The organism is Terasakiella sp. 4MB5A (assembly GCF_050058155.1).
GTDB classification, from domain to species: Bacteria; Pseudomonadota; Alphaproteobacteria; order Rhodospirillales; family Terasakiellaceae; genus Terasakiella; species Terasakiella halodenitrificans.
This window is the reverse complement of sequence record NZ_CP188815.1, coordinates 2211366-2228557: the sequence shown is the minus strand read 5'-3', so window position 1 is coordinate 2228557 and position 17192 is coordinate 2211366. Positions and strand designations below refer to the sequence as shown.

At 44.6% G+C, this 17192-nt stretch carries 19 protein-coding genes; 2 read left to right on the top strand and 17 right to left on the bottom strand.

What is annotated here, in order from left to right; all coding sequences use genetic code 11:
* Nucleotides 1-19: 19 nt before the first annotated feature.
* Both ACI0FF_RS10290 and ACI0FF_RS10285 read left to right on the top strand, forming a co-directional pair.
* Nucleotides 20-919 (top strand): LysR family transcriptional regulator ArgP, encoded by a 900-nt coding sequence (locus tag ACI0FF_RS10290; protein ID WP_419796770.1) that lies wholly within the window; start codon nucleotides 20-22, stop codon nucleotides 917-919.
* 53 nt (nucleotides 920-972) lie between these two features.
* Nucleotides 973-1722: a TerC family protein gene (locus ACI0FF_RS10285; RefSeq protein WP_419796769.1), complete on the top strand. Its 750-nt coding sequence runs from the start codon at nucleotides 973-975 to the stop codon at nucleotides 1720-1722.
* Between the two features lie 38 nt (nucleotides 1723-1760).
* Here the strand turns inward: ACI0FF_RS10285 and gloA are convergent, their stop codons facing one another.
* The 17 genes from gloA to ACI0FF_RS10200 all read right to left on the bottom strand — a co-directional run bounded on the left by gloA (nucleotide 1761) and on the right by ACI0FF_RS10200 (nucleotide 17190).
* Nucleotides 1761-2159, bottom strand: a complete 399-nt coding sequence (gene gloA / locus ACI0FF_RS10280) for a lactoylglutathione lyase (protein WP_419796768.1) — start codon at nucleotides 2157-2159, stop codon at nucleotides 1761-1763.
* A 3-nt stretch (nucleotides 2160-2162) separates the two neighbouring features.
* Nucleotides 2163-3323 carry a lipid-A-disaccharide synthase gene (gene lpxB, locus ACI0FF_RS10275; protein ID WP_419796767.1) on the bottom strand — a complete coding sequence of 387 codons (1161 nt, stop codon included), beginning with the start codon at nucleotides 3321-3323 and terminating at the stop codon, nucleotides 2163-2165.
* Complete coding sequence (locus ACI0FF_RS10270) at nucleotides 3323-4135, bottom strand: LpxI family protein (RefSeq protein WP_419796766.1); 813 nt, start codon at nucleotides 4133-4135, stop codon at nucleotides 3323-3325. The genes lpxB and ACI0FF_RS10270 overlap by 1 nt, the downstream gene beginning before the upstream one ends.
* 2 nt (nucleotides 4136-4137) lie before the next feature.
* Nucleotides 4138-4923 carry an acyl-ACP--UDP-N-acetylglucosamine O-acyltransferase gene (gene lpxA, locus ACI0FF_RS10265; RefSeq protein ID WP_419796765.1) on the bottom strand — a complete coding sequence of 262 codons (786 nt, stop codon included), beginning with the start codon at nucleotides 4921-4923 and terminating at the stop codon, nucleotides 4138-4140.
* The gene (fabZ, locus tag ACI0FF_RS10260; RefSeq protein ID WP_419796764.1) at nucleotides 4923-5378 is read right to left on the bottom strand and encodes a 3-hydroxyacyl-ACP dehydratase FabZ; all 456 of its coding nucleotides are present in this window, start codon (nucleotides 5376-5378) and stop codon (nucleotides 4923-4925) included. The genes lpxA and fabZ overlap by 1 nt, the downstream gene beginning before the upstream one ends.
* Before the next feature lie 14 nt (nucleotides 5379-5392).
* Nucleotides 5393-6406: a UDP-3-O-(3-hydroxymyristoyl)glucosamine N-acyltransferase gene (gene lpxD, locus ACI0FF_RS10255; RefSeq protein ID WP_419796763.1), complete on the bottom strand. Its 1014-nt coding sequence runs from the start codon at nucleotides 6404-6406 to the stop codon at nucleotides 5393-5395.
* Between the two features lie 4 nt (nucleotides 6407-6410).
* Nucleotides 6411-6872, bottom strand: coding sequence for an OmpH family outer membrane protein (locus tag ACI0FF_RS10250; RefSeq protein WP_419796762.1), 462 nt, complete (start codon nucleotides 6870-6872; stop codon nucleotides 6411-6413).
* Nucleotides 6873-6975: 103 nt separating this feature from the next.
* Entirely contained in the window at nucleotides 6976-9255 is a 2280-nt protein-coding gene (gene bamA, locus ACI0FF_RS10245) for an outer membrane protein assembly factor BamA (protein ID WP_419796761.1), read from the bottom strand.
* A 28-nt stretch (nucleotides 9256-9283) separates the two neighbouring features.
* The gene (gene rseP, locus ACI0FF_RS10240; RefSeq protein WP_419796760.1) at nucleotides 9284-10414 is read right to left on the bottom strand and encodes an RIP metalloprotease RseP; all 1131 of its coding nucleotides are present in this window, start codon (nucleotides 10412-10414) and stop codon (nucleotides 9284-9286) included.
* 42 nt (nucleotides 10415-10456) lie between these two features.
* Complete coding sequence (locus tag ACI0FF_RS10235; protein WP_419796759.1) at nucleotides 10457-11623, bottom strand: 1-deoxy-D-xylulose-5-phosphate reductoisomerase; 1167 nt, start codon at nucleotides 11621-11623, stop codon at nucleotides 10457-10459.
* Nucleotides 11614-12426 carry a phosphatidate cytidylyltransferase gene (locus ACI0FF_RS10230; protein ID WP_419796758.1) on the bottom strand — a complete coding sequence of 271 codons (813 nt, stop codon included), beginning with the start codon at nucleotides 12424-12426 and terminating at the stop codon, nucleotides 11614-11616. Before ACI0FF_RS10230 ends, ACI0FF_RS10235 begins: the two co-directional genes overlap by 10 nt.
* Nucleotides 12419-13153, bottom strand: a complete 735-nt coding sequence (locus ACI0FF_RS10225) for an isoprenyl transferase (protein ID WP_419796757.1) — start codon at nucleotides 13151-13153, stop codon at nucleotides 12419-12421. The genes ACI0FF_RS10230 and ACI0FF_RS10225 overlap by 8 nt, the downstream gene beginning before the upstream one ends.
* Before the next feature lie 5 nt (nucleotides 13154-13158).
* The gene (frr, locus tag ACI0FF_RS10220; protein ID WP_419799699.1) at nucleotides 13159-13680 is read right to left on the bottom strand and encodes a ribosome recycling factor; all 522 of its coding nucleotides are present in this window, start codon (nucleotides 13678-13680) and stop codon (nucleotides 13159-13161) included.
* A 63-nt stretch (nucleotides 13681-13743) separates the two neighbouring features.
* Entirely contained in the window at nucleotides 13744-14463 is a 720-nt protein-coding gene (gene pyrH / locus ACI0FF_RS10215) for a UMP kinase (protein WP_419796756.1), read from the bottom strand.
* Between the two features lie 164 nt (nucleotides 14464-14627).
* Nucleotides 14628-15551: a translation elongation factor Ts gene (tsf, locus tag ACI0FF_RS10210; RefSeq protein WP_419796755.1), complete on the bottom strand. Its 924-nt coding sequence runs from the start codon at nucleotides 15549-15551 to the stop codon at nucleotides 14628-14630.
* A 107-nt stretch (nucleotides 15552-15658) separates the two neighbouring features.
* Nucleotides 15659-16450 (bottom strand): 30S ribosomal protein S2, encoded by a 792-nt coding sequence (gene rpsB, locus ACI0FF_RS10205; RefSeq protein WP_419796754.1) that lies wholly within the window; start codon nucleotides 16448-16450, stop codon nucleotides 15659-15661.
* 161 nt (nucleotides 16451-16611) lie between these two features.
* The gene (locus tag ACI0FF_RS10200) at nucleotides 16612-17190 is read right to left on the bottom strand and encodes a hypothetical protein (RefSeq protein WP_419796753.1); all 579 of its coding nucleotides are present in this window, start codon (nucleotides 17188-17190) and stop codon (nucleotides 16612-16614) included.
* Between the last annotated feature and the right edge of the window lie 2 nt (nucleotides 17191-17192).

Sequence of the window (17192 nt, the reverse complement as noted above, 5' to 3'; positions counted from 1 at the left end):
GATAAGATGAGCTTATTATATGCTGGATTATAAATTGGTTGAGGCCGTGTCTGCGGTCATTCGTTTGGGGTCTTTTGAAAAAGCGGCTCAAGAATTGGGGATGACGCAATCCGCTGTCTCTCAACGTATCAAATTGTTGGAAGAACGAATTGCGCAGCCACTCGTCGTGCGCTCCAAACCGATTAAAGCAACAGATGCGGGGTTACGTTTGTATCGCCATTTTCAGCATGTGAATTTATTGGAACAGGAAATCCTGACAGATTTACCGGATAGTTTGGAAAAGACACATTTTAGAGGCGTTTCTCTAGCGGTTAATGCCGATAGCCTCGCAACCTGGTTCGTTCGTGTTGCTGAAGTTCTATTCCTGGATTATAACCTCCTTGTTGACCTATCTGTTTCTGATGAAACCAATACCTTGGACCTTCTAAAACAAGGGACTGTTATGGCATCGGTCAGCACGCAGGATAAACGTATTCAAGGCTGTAAAATCAAGACGCTGGGGGCAATGCGATATGTACCTGTTGCCCGTCTGGATTTTATCCAGCGATATTTTCCAGATGGGGTCACGCCAAGTGCCCTTCGAAAAGCCCCTGCTGTTATTTTTGGGCGTGATGATGATTTGCATCAACGTTTTTTGAAAAAGAATTATCGAATTTCCGCCGGAGAATTTCCAACGCATGTCGTTCCGTCATCGGAAGGATTTGTGAATGTGACCCGCACAGGGATGGCTTATGCATTGGTGCCAGAAAACCAGGTAAAACCTTATTTGGAAAATGGCGAGTTAATTAAAATTTGTGATAAATTGGAAACGCGTCCCCTTTATTTACATTACCATAATATTGATAGCCAGATGTTAAAAGCGGTTGTGAATGTGACCCAAGCAATTGCGATGATGGAATTGGCAAAAATAAAAGAGTAATAAAATTTCTATATTTGTAACACTTTGAAAAATGGGAAATTTATATACTGACCATGGAATACCTAATAAGCCTTATCAGCGACCCTGTTGCTTGGACAGCCTTGGCAACACTTATTATTTTAGAAATCGTATTGGGCATTGATAATCTGATATTTATAGCTGTCATTTCCAATAAGTTGCCTGAAGGACAACGTGATAAGGCACGAAAGATTGGTATTGGTCTTGCCTTGATTATACGGCTGGCCCTTTTAAGTTTAATCAGTGTTATTGTTACTTTAACTGATCCAATAATAGAAGTGTTCGGAAAGGGGTTTTCTTGGCGCGATATTATTTTAATTTTGGGTGGTTTTTTTCTGGTTTGGAAAGCGACAAAAGAAATTCATCATAAAATTTCACCTGAAGATGGTGAGGGTAGTATAGGGACTAATGTTATAGAGAAAAACTTTACCTTAGCAGTAAGTCAAATTATCCTTTTAGATTTTGTTTTTTCTATCGATAGTATCATTACGGCAGTTGGGATGACGCAACATATACCTATTATGTTTATTGCCGTTATTTTTGCTGTTGGCGTTATGTTCTTTGCTGCGAATCCTATTTCCAGATTTATAGAATCAAACCCCACAATTGTTATGCTTGCGCTCGGTTTCTTATTATTAATCGGGACAACGCTTATAGCAGAAGGGTTTGGTGTGCATATGCCAAAGGGTTATATATATACAGCCATGGCATTTGCAGCCCTTGTGGAGGCCTTAAATATTTTATCTCGAAAGTCAAAAGATCGTAAAAAACGACAAAGGATCTGATTGAAAAGCCCGTCTCAATTTTGAGAGGGCTTTTTCATTTATTTATTTGTCTCAATAAGTTCTATTTTGTACCCGTCCGGATCTTCGATGAAAGCAATGACCGTTGTGCCGTGTTGCATCGGGCCGGGTTCACGAACGATTTTTGCACCGACTTTACGTAAATCTTCGCATGTTTTATAAATGTCAGGAACGCCTAAAGCCATGTGCCCAAATGCGTTGCCAAGATCATAAGGCTCCGTTTGATCCCAGTTATGGGTCAGTTCAATAACGGTATGGTCTTTTTCATCACCGTACCCGACAAAGGCGAGTGTGAATTTACCATCAGGGTAGTCATTTTTGCGCAAAAGCTTCATGCCAAGGATATCGGTATAAAACTGAATGGATTTGTCCAAGTCAAAAACACGGATCATTGTGTGAAGAAAACGGAAATCGGACATTGATTATCTTTCCTTATTGATAATGTTCAGGATGCACTCTGCTGCCCGTTCACTCGGTTTTTGATCATTCCCAAGTCCTAACATCTTCATTGCGGTATCCAATTCATTTGATTGCGTCTTGCTGGTGTCGTGATTGGATAGAATGTGACTGACTTCGCGCACGATGTTTTCCGGTGTGCAATCATCTTGCAACAATTCCGGCATGACATACTTATTATGCAACAGGTTTACGATACTGGCGTATTTTACCTTGATAAGACGTTTAGCAACAAAATGTGTGATTTTTTTCAGACGATATGTAATCACACTCGGTGTTTTTGCAAGGGCCAGTTCCAGACTGACGGTTCCCGATGCGGCTAATGCGACATCTGCTGCTTTGAAAGCACCAAATTTTTCATGGTTTCCTTCAACAATAAGTATGGGTATTCCCCACTCTGATGTGGTTTCTTTCACATACCGTGCAACGGTGGAGACTGTCGGCAATATAATGCGTAAAGTCGGGAACTTTTCCTTCAGCTGATTCAATGCAATTTTATAAACAGGCAAAAGTTGACTGGTCTCACTCATTCGACTTCCGGGCAGAAGGCAAAGTAAGGGAACGTCTTTTGGTATGCCGTGGCGTTCTTTAAAAGCATTTCCATCAATGTTTTCAAGGCCGCTTTCAATCACACTGTGCCCGACAAATGTTGTTGCAAGCCCTTCTTTTTCAAAATAAGGGGGCTCGAACGGAAGCAAGACCATTAAATGATCCAGAAATTGTGCAATTTTTTTGGCACGCCCCGGTTTCCAAGCCCATACGGTCGGGGCAACGTAATGGATAAGCGGTATCCCCTTGCCTTTTAATTGTTTGGCAACACGAAATGTAAAACCGGGCGCATCAATTGTAATAAGGCAATCTGGTTTTTGTGCTTCAACATCATGAACGGTTTGTTTAATACGGTTTAGAAGTTTGGGAATATGAGGGAGAATTTCTGCCAATCCCATGACACTGAGTTCGGACATATCAAACAGGCTTTCCATGCCTTCAGCACACATATTTGGGCCGCCAACACCGCAAAACCGCACATTTCCACCTGTTTTATTTTTAAGGGCGCGCATCAGACGTGCCCCCAGCAAATCGCCGGATGGCTCACCTGCAATGAGATAGATTAGCGGAGCTGTCATTATTTGACACCTATAAGAAATAGCCCTAACTCATCTGCTTTGGCGCTCACGCCTTGCAAATCGACGATAATAGTTGCCTTGGCCTCGACTGCGATGCCGCGCAATCCAGCGTGATGCGCGTTTACGACCGTTTTAACTCCGATCGTAGGTAAATCGGCACGGTTTTCCTGATTGGGTTTTTTGGCTTTAATCAGGACACCACCAAGTCCTTCGCGTCTGAGCTCAGAACAACGTGAAAGCATGGCATCCGTTCCTTCGATTGCCTCTACCGCCAAGACAAGACCGTCTTGCAAAACAACAGCTTGCCCGATATCTAAATCACCAAGGCTGTGTGCGATGGTAAAACCTTTTTCAATATCACGTTTGGCTTGGTCGTCGGGTTCTATATGCCCAAGGGTACCCACAGGTGCCAAAAGGTCATCTAACAACTCATGCGCCCCAACAACACGAAAACCTTCGAACTCTAGGGCGGAGATCAATTTACTGAGTAAGCCGTCGTCACCAAATGCCCCTGCCCCGGTTTTTGCAAGGAATTTCAAAGTCCATGCATCTGGTCGCAATGCAGCGATAGAGGGACGCTTGATACGCCCGGCCATAACGATGTCTTTGGCACCCATTTCTTTTAAAACAGACAGTGTTTTACCAGCAGCGCCAAGGCGCACCCACGTATGGGGATAGCTTTCAACCAGTTCCGGTTCTGTTTGTCCCTTGAAAGCCACAATATGAAAAGGGCGACCTTCTTTAAGGCATTGTTGAATAATGCGTTTAGGAAGGTCGCCGCGACCGGCTAGTAATCCAAGCTTTTCCGCCATGGTTATTTCGGCGTACAAACGCCCCTCGAAGAGTCCTGACGGATAAATTTCACGATTTCCATAACGGGTTCGATGTCTTTATACATGCCATAGACATCTTCGACACGCTCTGCCATCGTTCCTTCTTGGGCAAACAGCAAGCGATAAGCGGTGCGCATGGAATGGATAACATCGCGATCAAAGTTGCGACGTTTTAATCCAACAATATTTAGCCCGCCTAATCTTGCTCGGTTACCAGTGACGGAACCATAAGGAATGACATCATTTTCTACACCTGACATACCACCGATCATGGCATGTTGACCGATCCGGCAGAATTGATGAACTGCAGATAATCCCCCGATAATGGCCCAATTTTCAATAATCACATGTCCGGCCAACGTGGCATTGTTTACCAAAATAACATGATCACCAATCTGGCAGTCATGACCGACATGAGCCCCAACCATAATCAGGCAATTACTGCCGATTTTGGTCAGCATACCGCCACCTTCAGTTCCAGGATTGATGGTTACATGTTCCCGAATGGTGTTGTTATCGCCAATTTCCAATCGGGATGGTTCGCCATTATATTTCAAGTCCTGTGGGCAATGTCCGATTGAAGCGAAGGGAAAAATCTTGTTGTTTTTCCCAATGGTTGTTCGGCCTTCAATCACTACATGGGAGAGCAATTCAACGTTTTCGCCAAGTTGAACATTTGGCCCCACAATACAAAATGGACCAATTTTTACACCATCGGCGAGTTTTGCCTCTGGGGCGACAACGGCGCTTGGGTGGATTTCAGCCATTATTCGTTCACGATCATTGCTGTGATGGTTGCTTCAGCCATCAGGTTTCCTGCGCTGTAGGCTTCGCCTTTAAACTTCCAGATATTGCCACGCTGCCGTTCTTTTTGCACTTTGATATTTAACGTATCGCCCGGACCAACGGGTTTGCGGAAACGACAGCCATCAATTGACATAAAGTAGACAAGTTTACCTTCGATATCTTTGCCTTCAGTATGAACCACCAAAACCGCAGCGGTTTGGGCCATTGCTTCAACAATCAAAACGCCGGGCATAACAGGTTTTGACGGGAAATGACCGGGGAAAAACGGTTCATTAATGGTAACATTTTTGATACCGGTTGCACTTTCACCCGAAATGATATCTTCGACCCGGTCAACCAGAAGAAAAGGATAACGGTGTGGGATCATTTCCATGATACGCATGATATCGACGGATGTGACTTCTTGCTCAGACATAAGTGGTGCCCTCTTTATTTTTTACCTTTTGTCAATCGGGCAATCATTGCCTGTTGACGTAACCATTCTTTTTGTGGAATTGCAGGGAAACCACCAACGGTTTGTCCTGCTTCGATATTTCTCATAACGCCGGCACAGGCGGCAACGGTAACTCCGTCACCTATTGTCAAATGACCGCCGATCCCGGCTTTACCTGCGATGACGACAAAATTTCCGACCTTTGTGCTGCCAGAAACACCAGCTTGGGATACGATAACGCATCCCATACCAAGTTGAACATTGTGACCAATTTGTACCAGATTATCAATTTGGGTACCGGCACCAATAATTGTGTCCGGTCCGGCACCACGGTCAATTGTGCAGTTGGCTCCGATATTTACGTGATCCTGAATGATAACACGACCAAGTTGAGGAATGCGGACATGTCCCTGTGGTCCACTGGCAAACCCGAATCCATCCTGTCCGATTTGACAGCCAGGGTGAATCGTAACGGCGCTGCCAATGATGGTATGACTAATTGTTACATTGGACGAAATAACGCAATCACTGCCAATTTCAACCCCTTCATGGATAGCCGCATTTGCTTTAATCCAGCTATTTGCTGCGATTTTTACATTTTCACCAATATAGGCACCCGCATCAATGCGTACACTTTCCCCAATTTCTGCATTTGATGCGATACTTGCCTGTTCAGATATGTATCCATCGACATGTGGAGCCGGATAAAAAGTGGATGCGATTTTTGCGTAACCCATATAAGGTTCTGGTGTGATCAGAAGTGCCATCCCCGCTGGTGCTTTATCGACAAGATCTGGATGAACAAGGCAAAGGCCTGCTTGGCTACTTGTAAAAGTTTCCAGATACTTTCTATTATCCAAAAAAGAAAGTTGGTCTGAACCAGCCTGATCCAATGCAGCAACGTCATTTATGAGCAAATCTGCAGCACCGCGTAACTCCGCAGTTGCAATTTCTGCAAGATATTGTGCCTTAAAAGGGCCTTGTTTTTTAAAAAATCGCTTGTCAGCCATTGGATTACTTCGGCGACACAATGACTTTAGGGAGCTTTTTGTCAAGTGCAGCAATGACTTGATCCGTAATGTCAAGCGGATCTGCGACAATTACTGTTTGAGCACGTCGCAAGACCAAAGTGTATCCTTTTTCTTTTGAAATCGCGAGTACAACATCGCGCAAGGCGTTTTGAACCTGATTTTGTGCATCTTGTTGCGCGTTCTGTAAGCTCAGATTTTTTTGCTGCACCTTTTTCTGTACAGCCAGTACATTTTGTTCAAACTTGCGACGCTCTTCTTTAAAGGCTTCTGGGCTTAATAAGCTTTGTTTTTGTGCAAGCTCTTGATTTGCCTGGCGAAGTTCTTCTTCTTCTTTTTGTACTTCTTGACGGTAAGTATTACGAATTTGCTTAATCTGTTCAAGAATGCTTTTGGGCGCTGCAGCTGTTCCCAAAATTTTATCAATATTCACAATGGCGATATTCAATGGGACTTGTTGTTGCGCTTGCGCACTTGAAAAGACGCCTGAAATAAAGACAAAGAAAAGAATAAAAACGGGTAGTTGCCGTAGAAAAGTCATATATCAGATCCTAGAAACGGGTTCCAAAAGAGAAACGGAAAGATTCGGTTTTATCGTGGTCTTCTTTAAGCACGGGAAATGCCCAGTCCAGACCAATTGGCCCCATCGGAGAGACCCAGGATATCCCAACGCCAACTGAAGCGCGCAAGGCATTTTTATCAACTGTATTGGCATCTTTGGGGCTTAATTCTGTTAGTATCCCATAGTCACTAAAGAGCGTCCCTGCGATTTGGTATTCGCTGGGCAAACCTAGGGGGAAACGCATTTCTGACGTACCGTTGAACATAAATTCACCACCTAAAGAGTCATAAGAAGCCAAATCTCTGGGGCCAACACCATTGTCTTCAAAACCGCGTAAATTTTGCCCGCCAAGGAAGAAACGGTCTTGCATATTTACATCTTCGCCAAGACCAAAAACATGCGCAAGGTTTGCTTTGGTACTCAAAGTCCATTGGTCACCAAGAGGATAATAATATGCGCCGCTAACTTGGTTTTTTATGTAGTGAGACGAACCACCTAATCCAGCTAGCTTATTGGAAACCGAAATTTTATATCCTTCGGTGGGAAGTATTTTACTGTCACGAAGATCATATGTCAGTCCATGAGAAATTGATGAGGTAATTTGACTACCTGCCTGACTTTTTACAAGACGAGATGCGCCAGATGGAACGTTCTCAATTTCAGTTTGATCCAACCCATAACTCCAGCTTTGAGTTAAATATTCCCCGATTGGATATCCGGCGCGAAGCGCAAATCCGACACTGGAAGCGTCATAGGAGCTTGTATCTTTACGTTTCGTTGTCGTCTTATAAAGGTCAAACCCGGCAGCAACTTCACGGTCTAGAAAATAAGGTTCTGTAAAACCGATGTTAAAACGTGTTTTTTCTTTAGCAATACTTGCATTAAAAGCTAAGCGTTGCCCTTTCCCAAGTAAATTGTTTTCGGCAATCCCAAAGTCAGCAAGTGGGCCATCGGAGCTTGAAAAACCAGCACCAATGGATAAGGAACCTGTTGATTTTTCAGCAACGGTAACGTCAATAACCGTTTGATCCGGGGCGCTTCCCGGCGATCGTGCAACTTCAACTTTTTCGAAAAAGTTTAAGTCATTAATGCGTTTTTCTGAGCGTTTTAACTTGGCTGTATTGAGGGCATCACCTTCAACAAGTTGGAATTCGCGGCGAATAACTTCATCGAGGGTGCGGAAGTTTCCTTTAATATCAATGCGTTCAACGAAAACGCGAGGACCTTCCTCGACGTTAAAGGTTAGATTAATTTTTCTGTTTTCAACATCACGATCAATAGACGGTGTTACGCGAACAAAGGGAAACCCTTGAAAGCCGATCGAATCAATCAAATCTTCAATTGAGCGGTCGACTGCATCTGCATTATACCAATCTCCGTTTTCCAAGCTGGGGATATCAGTAACAGTTTTTTCATCAAAACCTTCGAGCGAGTTGTTGATACTTACCTGATCAATTTCATAACGAATACCTTCATCAATGGTATAAGTAATGAAGAATTCTTCTCGTGACGGACTAAGTTCAGCAACTGCAGAAGTGACCTGAAAATCAGCAAATCCGCGGGCAAGATAATAACGACGTAAAAGTTCTTTATCGTAATTTAAACGGTCCGGATCATAATTGTCATCCGCGGTTAGAAAGTTATACCATCGGGTTTCTTTTGTCCGGACGACTTCACCAAGTTTACCATCACTATATTCATGGTTACCAACAAAGCGGATTTTTTCAATTCCTGTCGGGAGGCCTTCTTTAATCTCAAAGACAAGATCAACCCGGTTTTGGTCAAGTTGAATGACTTTGGGTTCAACGGTTGCGGCAAAGCGACCACTGCGACGATAAAGCGTGAGAATACGTTCAACATCCTGTTGAACTCGCGTCCGTGTATAGACAATGCGGGGACGTAAAGTGACTTCTGTTTCTAAGGTGTCATTCTTGATTTTACGGTTGCCTTCAAATGCAATTCGGTTGATGACGGGGTTCTCAACCAAATTGATAACAAGGTTCCCGCCTTCACGCTTGAAGGTGACATCGGCAAAGAGACCAGTATCAAACAGTTTTTTCAAAGAACGGTTTAACTGACGAGAGTTAAACGTATCGCCTTGCTGAAAAGTTAGATAGGTTTTTACTGTTTCCGGCTCAACACGTTGTGTACCGACGATCGTGATTTCTTCGATCAGACCAGCAGCAATTGCTGGCGCACTTACAAGCGCTGCCGTTACACCAAATGCCAGTCCTGCACCAATTGATGCCATACGTTGACGATATTTCACCTTTGTCCCCCGTTATTGAGTTTTTTGCTCAGGTGAAGAGCTGTTTGATAAAATCGAATACTTTCAACTGTACAAGGTCGTTCCAAGTTGCAAAGACCATTAAACCCAATACCAGAGTTAGCCCCAAACGAAAACCATATTCTTGTGCCTTTTCACTTAAAGGTTTACCACGAATGGCTTCAAGAGCATAAAACACGAGGTGACCACCATCAAGCATTGGAATTGGAAACAAGTTTATCAGACCAAGGTTAACAGAAAGTACCGCCATCAAATATATTAGATTATCGAAACCGGATTTTGCCGCATCACCGGAAACCTGAGCAATGCGTAAGGGCCCACCAAGGTCTTTCATGCTGCCCCCTCCACTGATTAAAGTGCCGAGGTGTGAAAGAATTTGAGCAGACATGGAATAGGTACGCTCGACCCCCATCCAGATGGCTGTAACAGGGTTGTAGCGAATATATTCAGCTTGATCCGGGTCAGGACGTACACCAAGCAATCCGATTGTTTTATCACCGTTTTCTTTTGCTTTGGGTGTGATTGTAAGTGATAATTCTTTCCCATCACGCAAGACAACAGCCCCTAATTGCGTCGATGGATTTTCCATAATAATAGTACGCAATTCATCAAAGCTATCTAATTGCTTTCCTGCCAAGCTGACAACTAAATCGCCTTTTTGAAGGCCAGCTTCTTCAGCTGCACTGCCTGTGACGACTTCGCCAATGCCCGCATGGAATTTTTCAGGAACGCCGACAGCCATATAAAGTAAGGCGAACAAGACGGCTGCCAAGATAAAGTTTGCAATCGGACCTGCCGCAACGATCGCGGCGCGTGCACCTAAAGATTTATAGTGAAATGAAACGGCTTTTTCTTCATCTGTGAAAGGGCGGGTTTCGTCTTCGTTTACGCCACTGCTGGCGGCATCGCTATCCCCGAACATTTTGACATATCCGCCAAAAGGCATTGCGCAGATTTTCCAACGTGTTTCAGCTTTATCATTCCAGCCAAAAAGTTCTGGTCCAAAACCGATTGAAAAGACTTCAACCTTTACACCATTACGGCGTGCGACCCAGTAGTGACCAAGTTCATGGAAGAAAACAAGTACGCTAAGCGCAAAAATAAAAGAGACAATCGGATTAGCAAAAAGGAGATCATACATATGGGAAAAACCAATAATTTAAAAGTATGCGTTAAAATAGGCCTATCGGCTTCTTTTTTCAATGGCTTGCAGCGCACAAAGGCGTGCTTTTTTATCTGTGGTTAGGATATCATCAATATGTGTGATTTCTTGGTGGTCAAAGTCGGATAAAACGTCTTCAACAATAGCAGTGATATCACAGAAACCAATTTTTTCTTTCAGGAAGGCACTGACAAACTCTTCGTTTGCTGCATTTAGGACAGCCGGTGCAGTTTTTCCGAATTTCAAGGCCTCACGTGCAAGGCGTAATGCAGGAAAACGCACCGGGTCCGGTTGTTCAAAACTGAGTTGTGAAATTTCAGCTAAATTGAGTTTTTCTGATGGTGCTATCATTCGTTCAGGCCAGGCCAAGGCATAGGCAATAGGGGTGCGCATGTCTGGTGTCCCCATTTGGGCAAGAACGGAGCCATCAATATAGGAAACCATAGAATGTATGACAGATTGAGGATGAACCAGAATGTCTATTTGGGGTTCATCTACAGGGAAAAGATGGTAAGCTTCAATCAGTTCCAGACCTTTATTCATCATACTGGCTGAATCAACAGAAATTTTTGCACCCATTGACCAATTAGGATGGGCAACCGCTTCTTTGGGGCTCACTTTACACATATCTTCGATGCTGAATGTGCGAAAGGGGCCGCCAGATGCGGTTAAGATTATTTTGTCGACAGCTTTGGCATTTTCCCGATCCAAGACTTGAAAAATAGCATTATGTTCAGAATCAACAGGAAGTAATGTTGCATTATGAGTTGCCACGGCTTCCATCATTAGTTCGCCAGCGCAAACAAGGCTTTCTTTGTTCGCTAAACCGATGGTTGCCCCACGTTCAATTGCGGCTAATGTGGGGGCCAGTCCAGCTGAGCCAACGATTGAAGCCATGACCCATTCAGCATCACGAAGGGCAGCTTCGATGATCGCGTTTTCCCCTGCCCCAACTTCTATATCCGTGTCAGCCAGTGTCTCTTTGAGAGCTTGATAGTTTGCTTCATTGGCAACGGCGACAAATTCGGGATTCAGTTCACGTGCCTGTTCTGCCAATAATTGGATATTGCTGTTTCCTGTTAAGGCAACTGTTCGGAATTGGTTGGGATTGCGACGGATTAGATCAATGGTACTTGTACCGATTGATCCCGTAGAGCCGAGAATTGAAACGGATTTTTTTAAAACCATGATAAAATATGTCCGTTGCTCATCAAGATGATGCCTGCAAAGGCTGCACCGGCAGTCAGCATGCCATCCATTCGGTCTAGAACACCGCCATGTCCAGGGATGATATTGCTGGAATCTTTGACATTAAATGTTCTTTTAACATGGGATTCAAATAAATCACCAATTTGTGCAATAATAGCAAGGATTGCGCTGAAGACACCGACAAAAAATGGCTCATTCCAATCAAAAATATGGGAGATGGCAATCCCCATGATAAAGGCACACAACATACCACCAAGGAGACCTGCCCATGTCTTTTTAGGACTGATGCGCGGGGCCATTTTGGGACCGCCTATTGTGAGACCGAAACCATAACCGCCTGTATCTGTTGCGACAACAACCAATGCCAACCAGTAGACAAACTCAACACCGTTTTCCAGATGATTTCGCAGAAAAATAAAGGCACAGATGGGGAGTGCCAAATAAAGCACCCCTACAGAAAACAAAACTCGCCCGTTTTCGCGTTGAGCCAAGGCAAAGAGTAAGGCGCAGATGACAGGAGCAATTAAAATAGCTTCCTGCAAGGCCAAGCCAACGATTGGCAAAAAGGGGATTAAGCCGATAAACAGGGCCAGTACAATCCCGCCACTCTGTAGCTTGCCTTGACAAAGGCGCGACCATTCCCAAGCCATTAAAACGCCTAAAATGGCGATAAAAATATTAAAAAAAGGCTCTCCATATTGGATTGAAGCCAGTGCCGGAAGAGCAAGAGCAATCGCAGAAATCACGCGTTGTAGCAAGTTTTTTGGAAGCGATTTAGTCACTGATCATTCCGTATCGTCTGTCACGTTTTGACAATTCCCCCAATGCTTCTTTCAAATGTGTTTTATTGAAATCCGGCCAGAGGACATCGGTAAAAAAGAATTCTGTATAAGCGAGTTGCCAGAGCAAAAAGTTGCTGACGCGTTGCTCACCACTTGTGCGGATGAGTAAATCCGGTTCAGGTAAATCAGGAGCATACAATTCATTCGTCAATTGATCTTCATCGATTTGATCAATGTCGAGAGTGCCATCCTTGATTTTTTGTGCAATTCGCTTCGTGGCTTGCAATAACTCAGCACGCGCGCCATAGCTCAAAGCGATCGTTAAAACCAGTTGCTTGTTATTTCCTGTCAGACTTTCCGCTTCTTCAATCGCGCGCACAATATCATCTGAAAGCGTATCGCGTTCACCGATAAAACGAATGCGAACCCCTTCTTTATGAAGGCGTTTGATTTCATTTTTCAGATAAAAGCGCAACAATCCCATGAGAGCGTCAACTTCTTCCTTTGGTCGCTGCCAATTTTCTGACGAAAAACCAAAGAGGGTCAAATGAGTGACACCTAATTCTACAGACGCTTCAATAACCCGACGTACGGCATCGGCCCCCTTTTTATGACCGGCGGTCCGTGGCAGCATACGCTTTTTAGCCCAGCGCCCGTTGCCATCCATAATAATGGCAACGTGCACGGGGATTATGTCGGTTTGGATGTGTAAAGAAACTTGGCTCATGCGGTTTATACTTGCATGATTTCTTCTTCTTTATGCGCCAAAGTTTCATCAACTTTCTTAATGGCGACATCGGTTTCATCCTGAATTTCTTTCCCAAAATCACGGTGCTGATCTTCAGTAATAGCGTTGTCTTTTTCCAGTTTTTTCAGCTCGTCATTGCCGTTACGGCGAATGTTGCGAATGGCAATGCGGGTATCTTCTGCATATTTACCAGCCACTTTAACCAGCTCTTTACGACGTTCTTCGTTAAGTGGCGGGATCGGAATACGCACCAATGTACCGTCTGCTTGTGGGTTCAGGCCAAGACCTGCATCACGAATGGCTTTTTCAACCATTTTAACATTGGTTTTATCCCAGACCTGTACGGAAAGCATGCGTGCTTCCGGTACACTGACTGTACCAACCTGATTGATTGGCATTTTAGCACCATAAACATCAACCATAATGGGATCAAGCAAGCTTGTAGAAGCCCGCCCTGTGCGCAGACCGGCAAATTCATTGTGAAGCACTTCGATTGCCTTGTCCATTTTGGCGTGAAGCTCTTTTTTGATGGCTTTGAAATCAACGTCAGACACGTGTTTTCCCCTCTGTTAATCTTTGATAACCGTAAAGAGCCCTTGCGCATTGACAACATTCGCAAAGGACCCTGGTTCATGCATAGAAAATACAACGATCGGCAGGCTGTTTTCACGTGCAAGCGTAATGGCGGCAGCGTCCATAACCTTCAGATCTTTTGTCAAAACTTCTTTATAATTTAGCTTGTCATAGCGTTGTGCATTGGGATCTTTTTTCGGATCTGCACTATAAACGCCGTCAACTTGTGTACCTTTTAAGATGGCATCGCAGTTCATTTCTACAGCGCGCAAAGCCGCAGCCGTATCCGTTGTAAAGAACGGGTTGCCTGTACCGGCAGCAAAAATAACGATACGTCCTTTTTCCATATGGCGGATAGCCCGCCGACGAATATAGGGCTCGCAAACACTTTGCATGGGAATGGCGGATTGAACGCGTGTTTGCACACCTTGGCGTTCCAGGGCACTTTGCATGGCCAATGCATTCATGACGGTAGCCAGCATTCCCATGTGATCCGCACTGGTGCGGTCGATACCCGAAGCGGCATCTGAAATACCACGAAAAATATTGCCGCCACCGATAACCAGACAAATTTGAGTACCAAGCTCGTGTACTTTTACAACTTCACTGGCGATTTGATCAACATATTCAGTATCTAAACCGAATTGTTTTTTCCCCATGAGGCCTTCACCCGAAAGCTTTAAGAGAACACGTTTAAAAACGGGAGTATCCGACATTATTATTCGTCCATATGAAGTATATTTGAATGGAGTGCTAGACATACCCTGCCCGGCTTGATTAATCAACGCCTCTTTGACTTGTTATACAAAAAAAACAAAGACGGCATGGAATGTTCCATACCGTCTCTGTTTTACTTTAAAAGTAAGATTTTACCAATGAGTCAATTGCCTGCAGCAGCAGCAACTTCAGCAGCAAAGTCTTCTTCTTTTTTCTCTAGACCAGCACCGAGTTCAAAGCGAACATAACCTGTCAATTTGATCTCTGAACCAATTTCTTTGGCGAGATTTTCAACTGTTTTACCGACAGAGTTGTCCGGGTCGATAACAAAAGCTTGTTCGATGAGGCAGTTTTCTTCATAGAACTTACGCATACGGCCTTCGACCATTTTGATTGCGATTTCTTCCGGTTTACCAGCTTCTTTCGCTTGTTCGATCAAGACAGTGCGCTCACGTTCGATTTCAGAAGCGTCAACAGAGTCACGATCCAAAGAAATCGGGTTGGTCGCAGCAACGTGCATGGCAATTTGTTTGCCCAGTGCATTCAGCTTGTCTTTGTCACCTTCGGATTCCAGTGCAACCAGAACGCCGATTTTACCAAGACCTTCGCTTGCCGCATTGTGCATGTAAGAAGCAACAACACCGTTAGATACAGAAAGTTTTTCCATACGGCGCAGGTTCATGTTTTCACCGATTGTGCCAATCAGTTCTTTCAGTGCATCTTCGCAGGACTTATCAGAACCGGGGAAGTTTGCAGCTTTCAAAGCATCGAAATCACCAGCTTCAAGAGCAACGCCAGCAACAGCTTTTACAAAAGACTGGAATTGATCGTTTTTGGCAACGAAATCAGTTTCAGAGTTTACTTCAACAACGGCAGCGACATTGTCGCCAGACGCAACAGCAACCAAGCCGTCAGCCGCGATACGGCCCGCTTTTTTCGCAGCAGAGGCGAGACCTTTTTGACGCAACCAGTCTTGTGCAGCCTGAATGTCGCCATCTGTTTCGTTCAATGCTTTTTTGCAATCCATCATGCCTGCGCCGGAAGTTTCGCGCAGTTCCTTTACGAGCGCAGCAGTAATCTGTGCCATAGGGAAATCCTCTTGTTCAGTAGAGCTAAAATTCAAATACTTTTACACATCTAGTGTGTCAAAGCGATGACAGCGGGAGAAATCATTCTTCCGCTGTCACAGTGCGATTAAGCTTCGGCAGCAACCGCTGCTTCGTCAGAAACTTCAGCTTCCGGCAGGTTTTCTACCGGTGCTTCGGCTTGTGCGCCAACGTCAATGCCGGCAGCAGACATTTGGCTTTGAATACCGTCAAGAACGGAACCAGCCAACAAGTCGCAGTAAAGTTTCAAAGCACGAATTGAATCATCGTTACCCGGAACCGGGTGCGTGATGTTCAACGGGCTGCTGTTGGAGTCGAGAACCGCTACAACCGGAATGCCAAGGTTTTTGGCTTCGTTGATTGCAATGGCTTCTTTTTGAGTGTCGAACACAACCATGATGTCCGGCAGGCCGCCCATTTCTTTAATACCACCAAGAGTACGTTCCAGCTTTTCGCACTCGCGTGTCAGATTGAGTTGCTCTTTCTTAGTCAAACCTTGCATGCCGCTTTCAAGCTGCGCTTCCAATGTTTTCAGGCGCTTGATAGAACCGGAAACAGTTTTCCAGTTTGTCAGCATGCCGCCGAGCCAACGGTGGTTTACGTAGTACTGACCACATTTTTTTGCAGATTCTGCAACAATGTCAGATGCTTGACGTTTCGTACCAACAAACAAAACGCGACCGCCACTGGCAACTTTATCACGCACTTGAACCATTGCTTGGTGCAAAAGCGGAACAGTTTGACCGAGGTCGATGATGTGAATGCCGTTACGTGCCCCAAAGAGATATTGATCCATCTTGGGGTTCCAGCGACGAGTGTTGTGGCCGAAGTGAACACCAGCTTCCAAGAGCTGACGCATGGTAAAGGTTGGCAATGCCATTATTTCATTTCCTTTTCCGGTTGATCCTCCGTGGAATGATAGAGTTCGAAAATCGAACACCGGATCGAAGGTATGGGATGTCTCCCCACACTTCCGTGAATTCCACGTGTGAAGTTAAGGCGCGCTTGATATGCCTTTTTTAAAGCAAAAGCAAGACTTTTTTAGTTTTTGGGAATAATTCCACCGCATTCGTTCAATAAACGGTAGGTTTCCATCAAATGACGGACATCGTTTCCTGCACGATGGGGACGCAAACCAATGTTTTCCCACGCTTGTAATCCCAACGTATCTATAATGGTGTCAAAACGTTTTTGAACATGTTCTGTGGAACGGCCTTCAAGTTTTTGGCCGTCATCAATTTTAAGATCAAATAGATCCATGACCGAACCAAGTTTAAAGGTTGGGCGAAGGCCCACTTGTTCGTACAGGCGTGCGAGCCAAAAACCATCGAACTGCGGTGCATCACTATAAAGAACCTGACCTGCGAGACTTTCATTCATCCGTAAAGCAATGGTTTTGGGAGGGACACCGAGTTGTGATAAATACTCGCGGCTTATTCTATGCGCGTCGATCTCGGCATGTTTATCCCAATAAGTCCAATCGTCAATATTATCCGGGTTGATAAGGTGACTTTCCACAGTGCCGCCCGCACCATTCCATGCAACCTCGATAGGATATGAGTCTTCGCCAAATCCGCTTGCTTCAAAGTCAATAAAATGGGGGTAAGATACGCCTGACATAA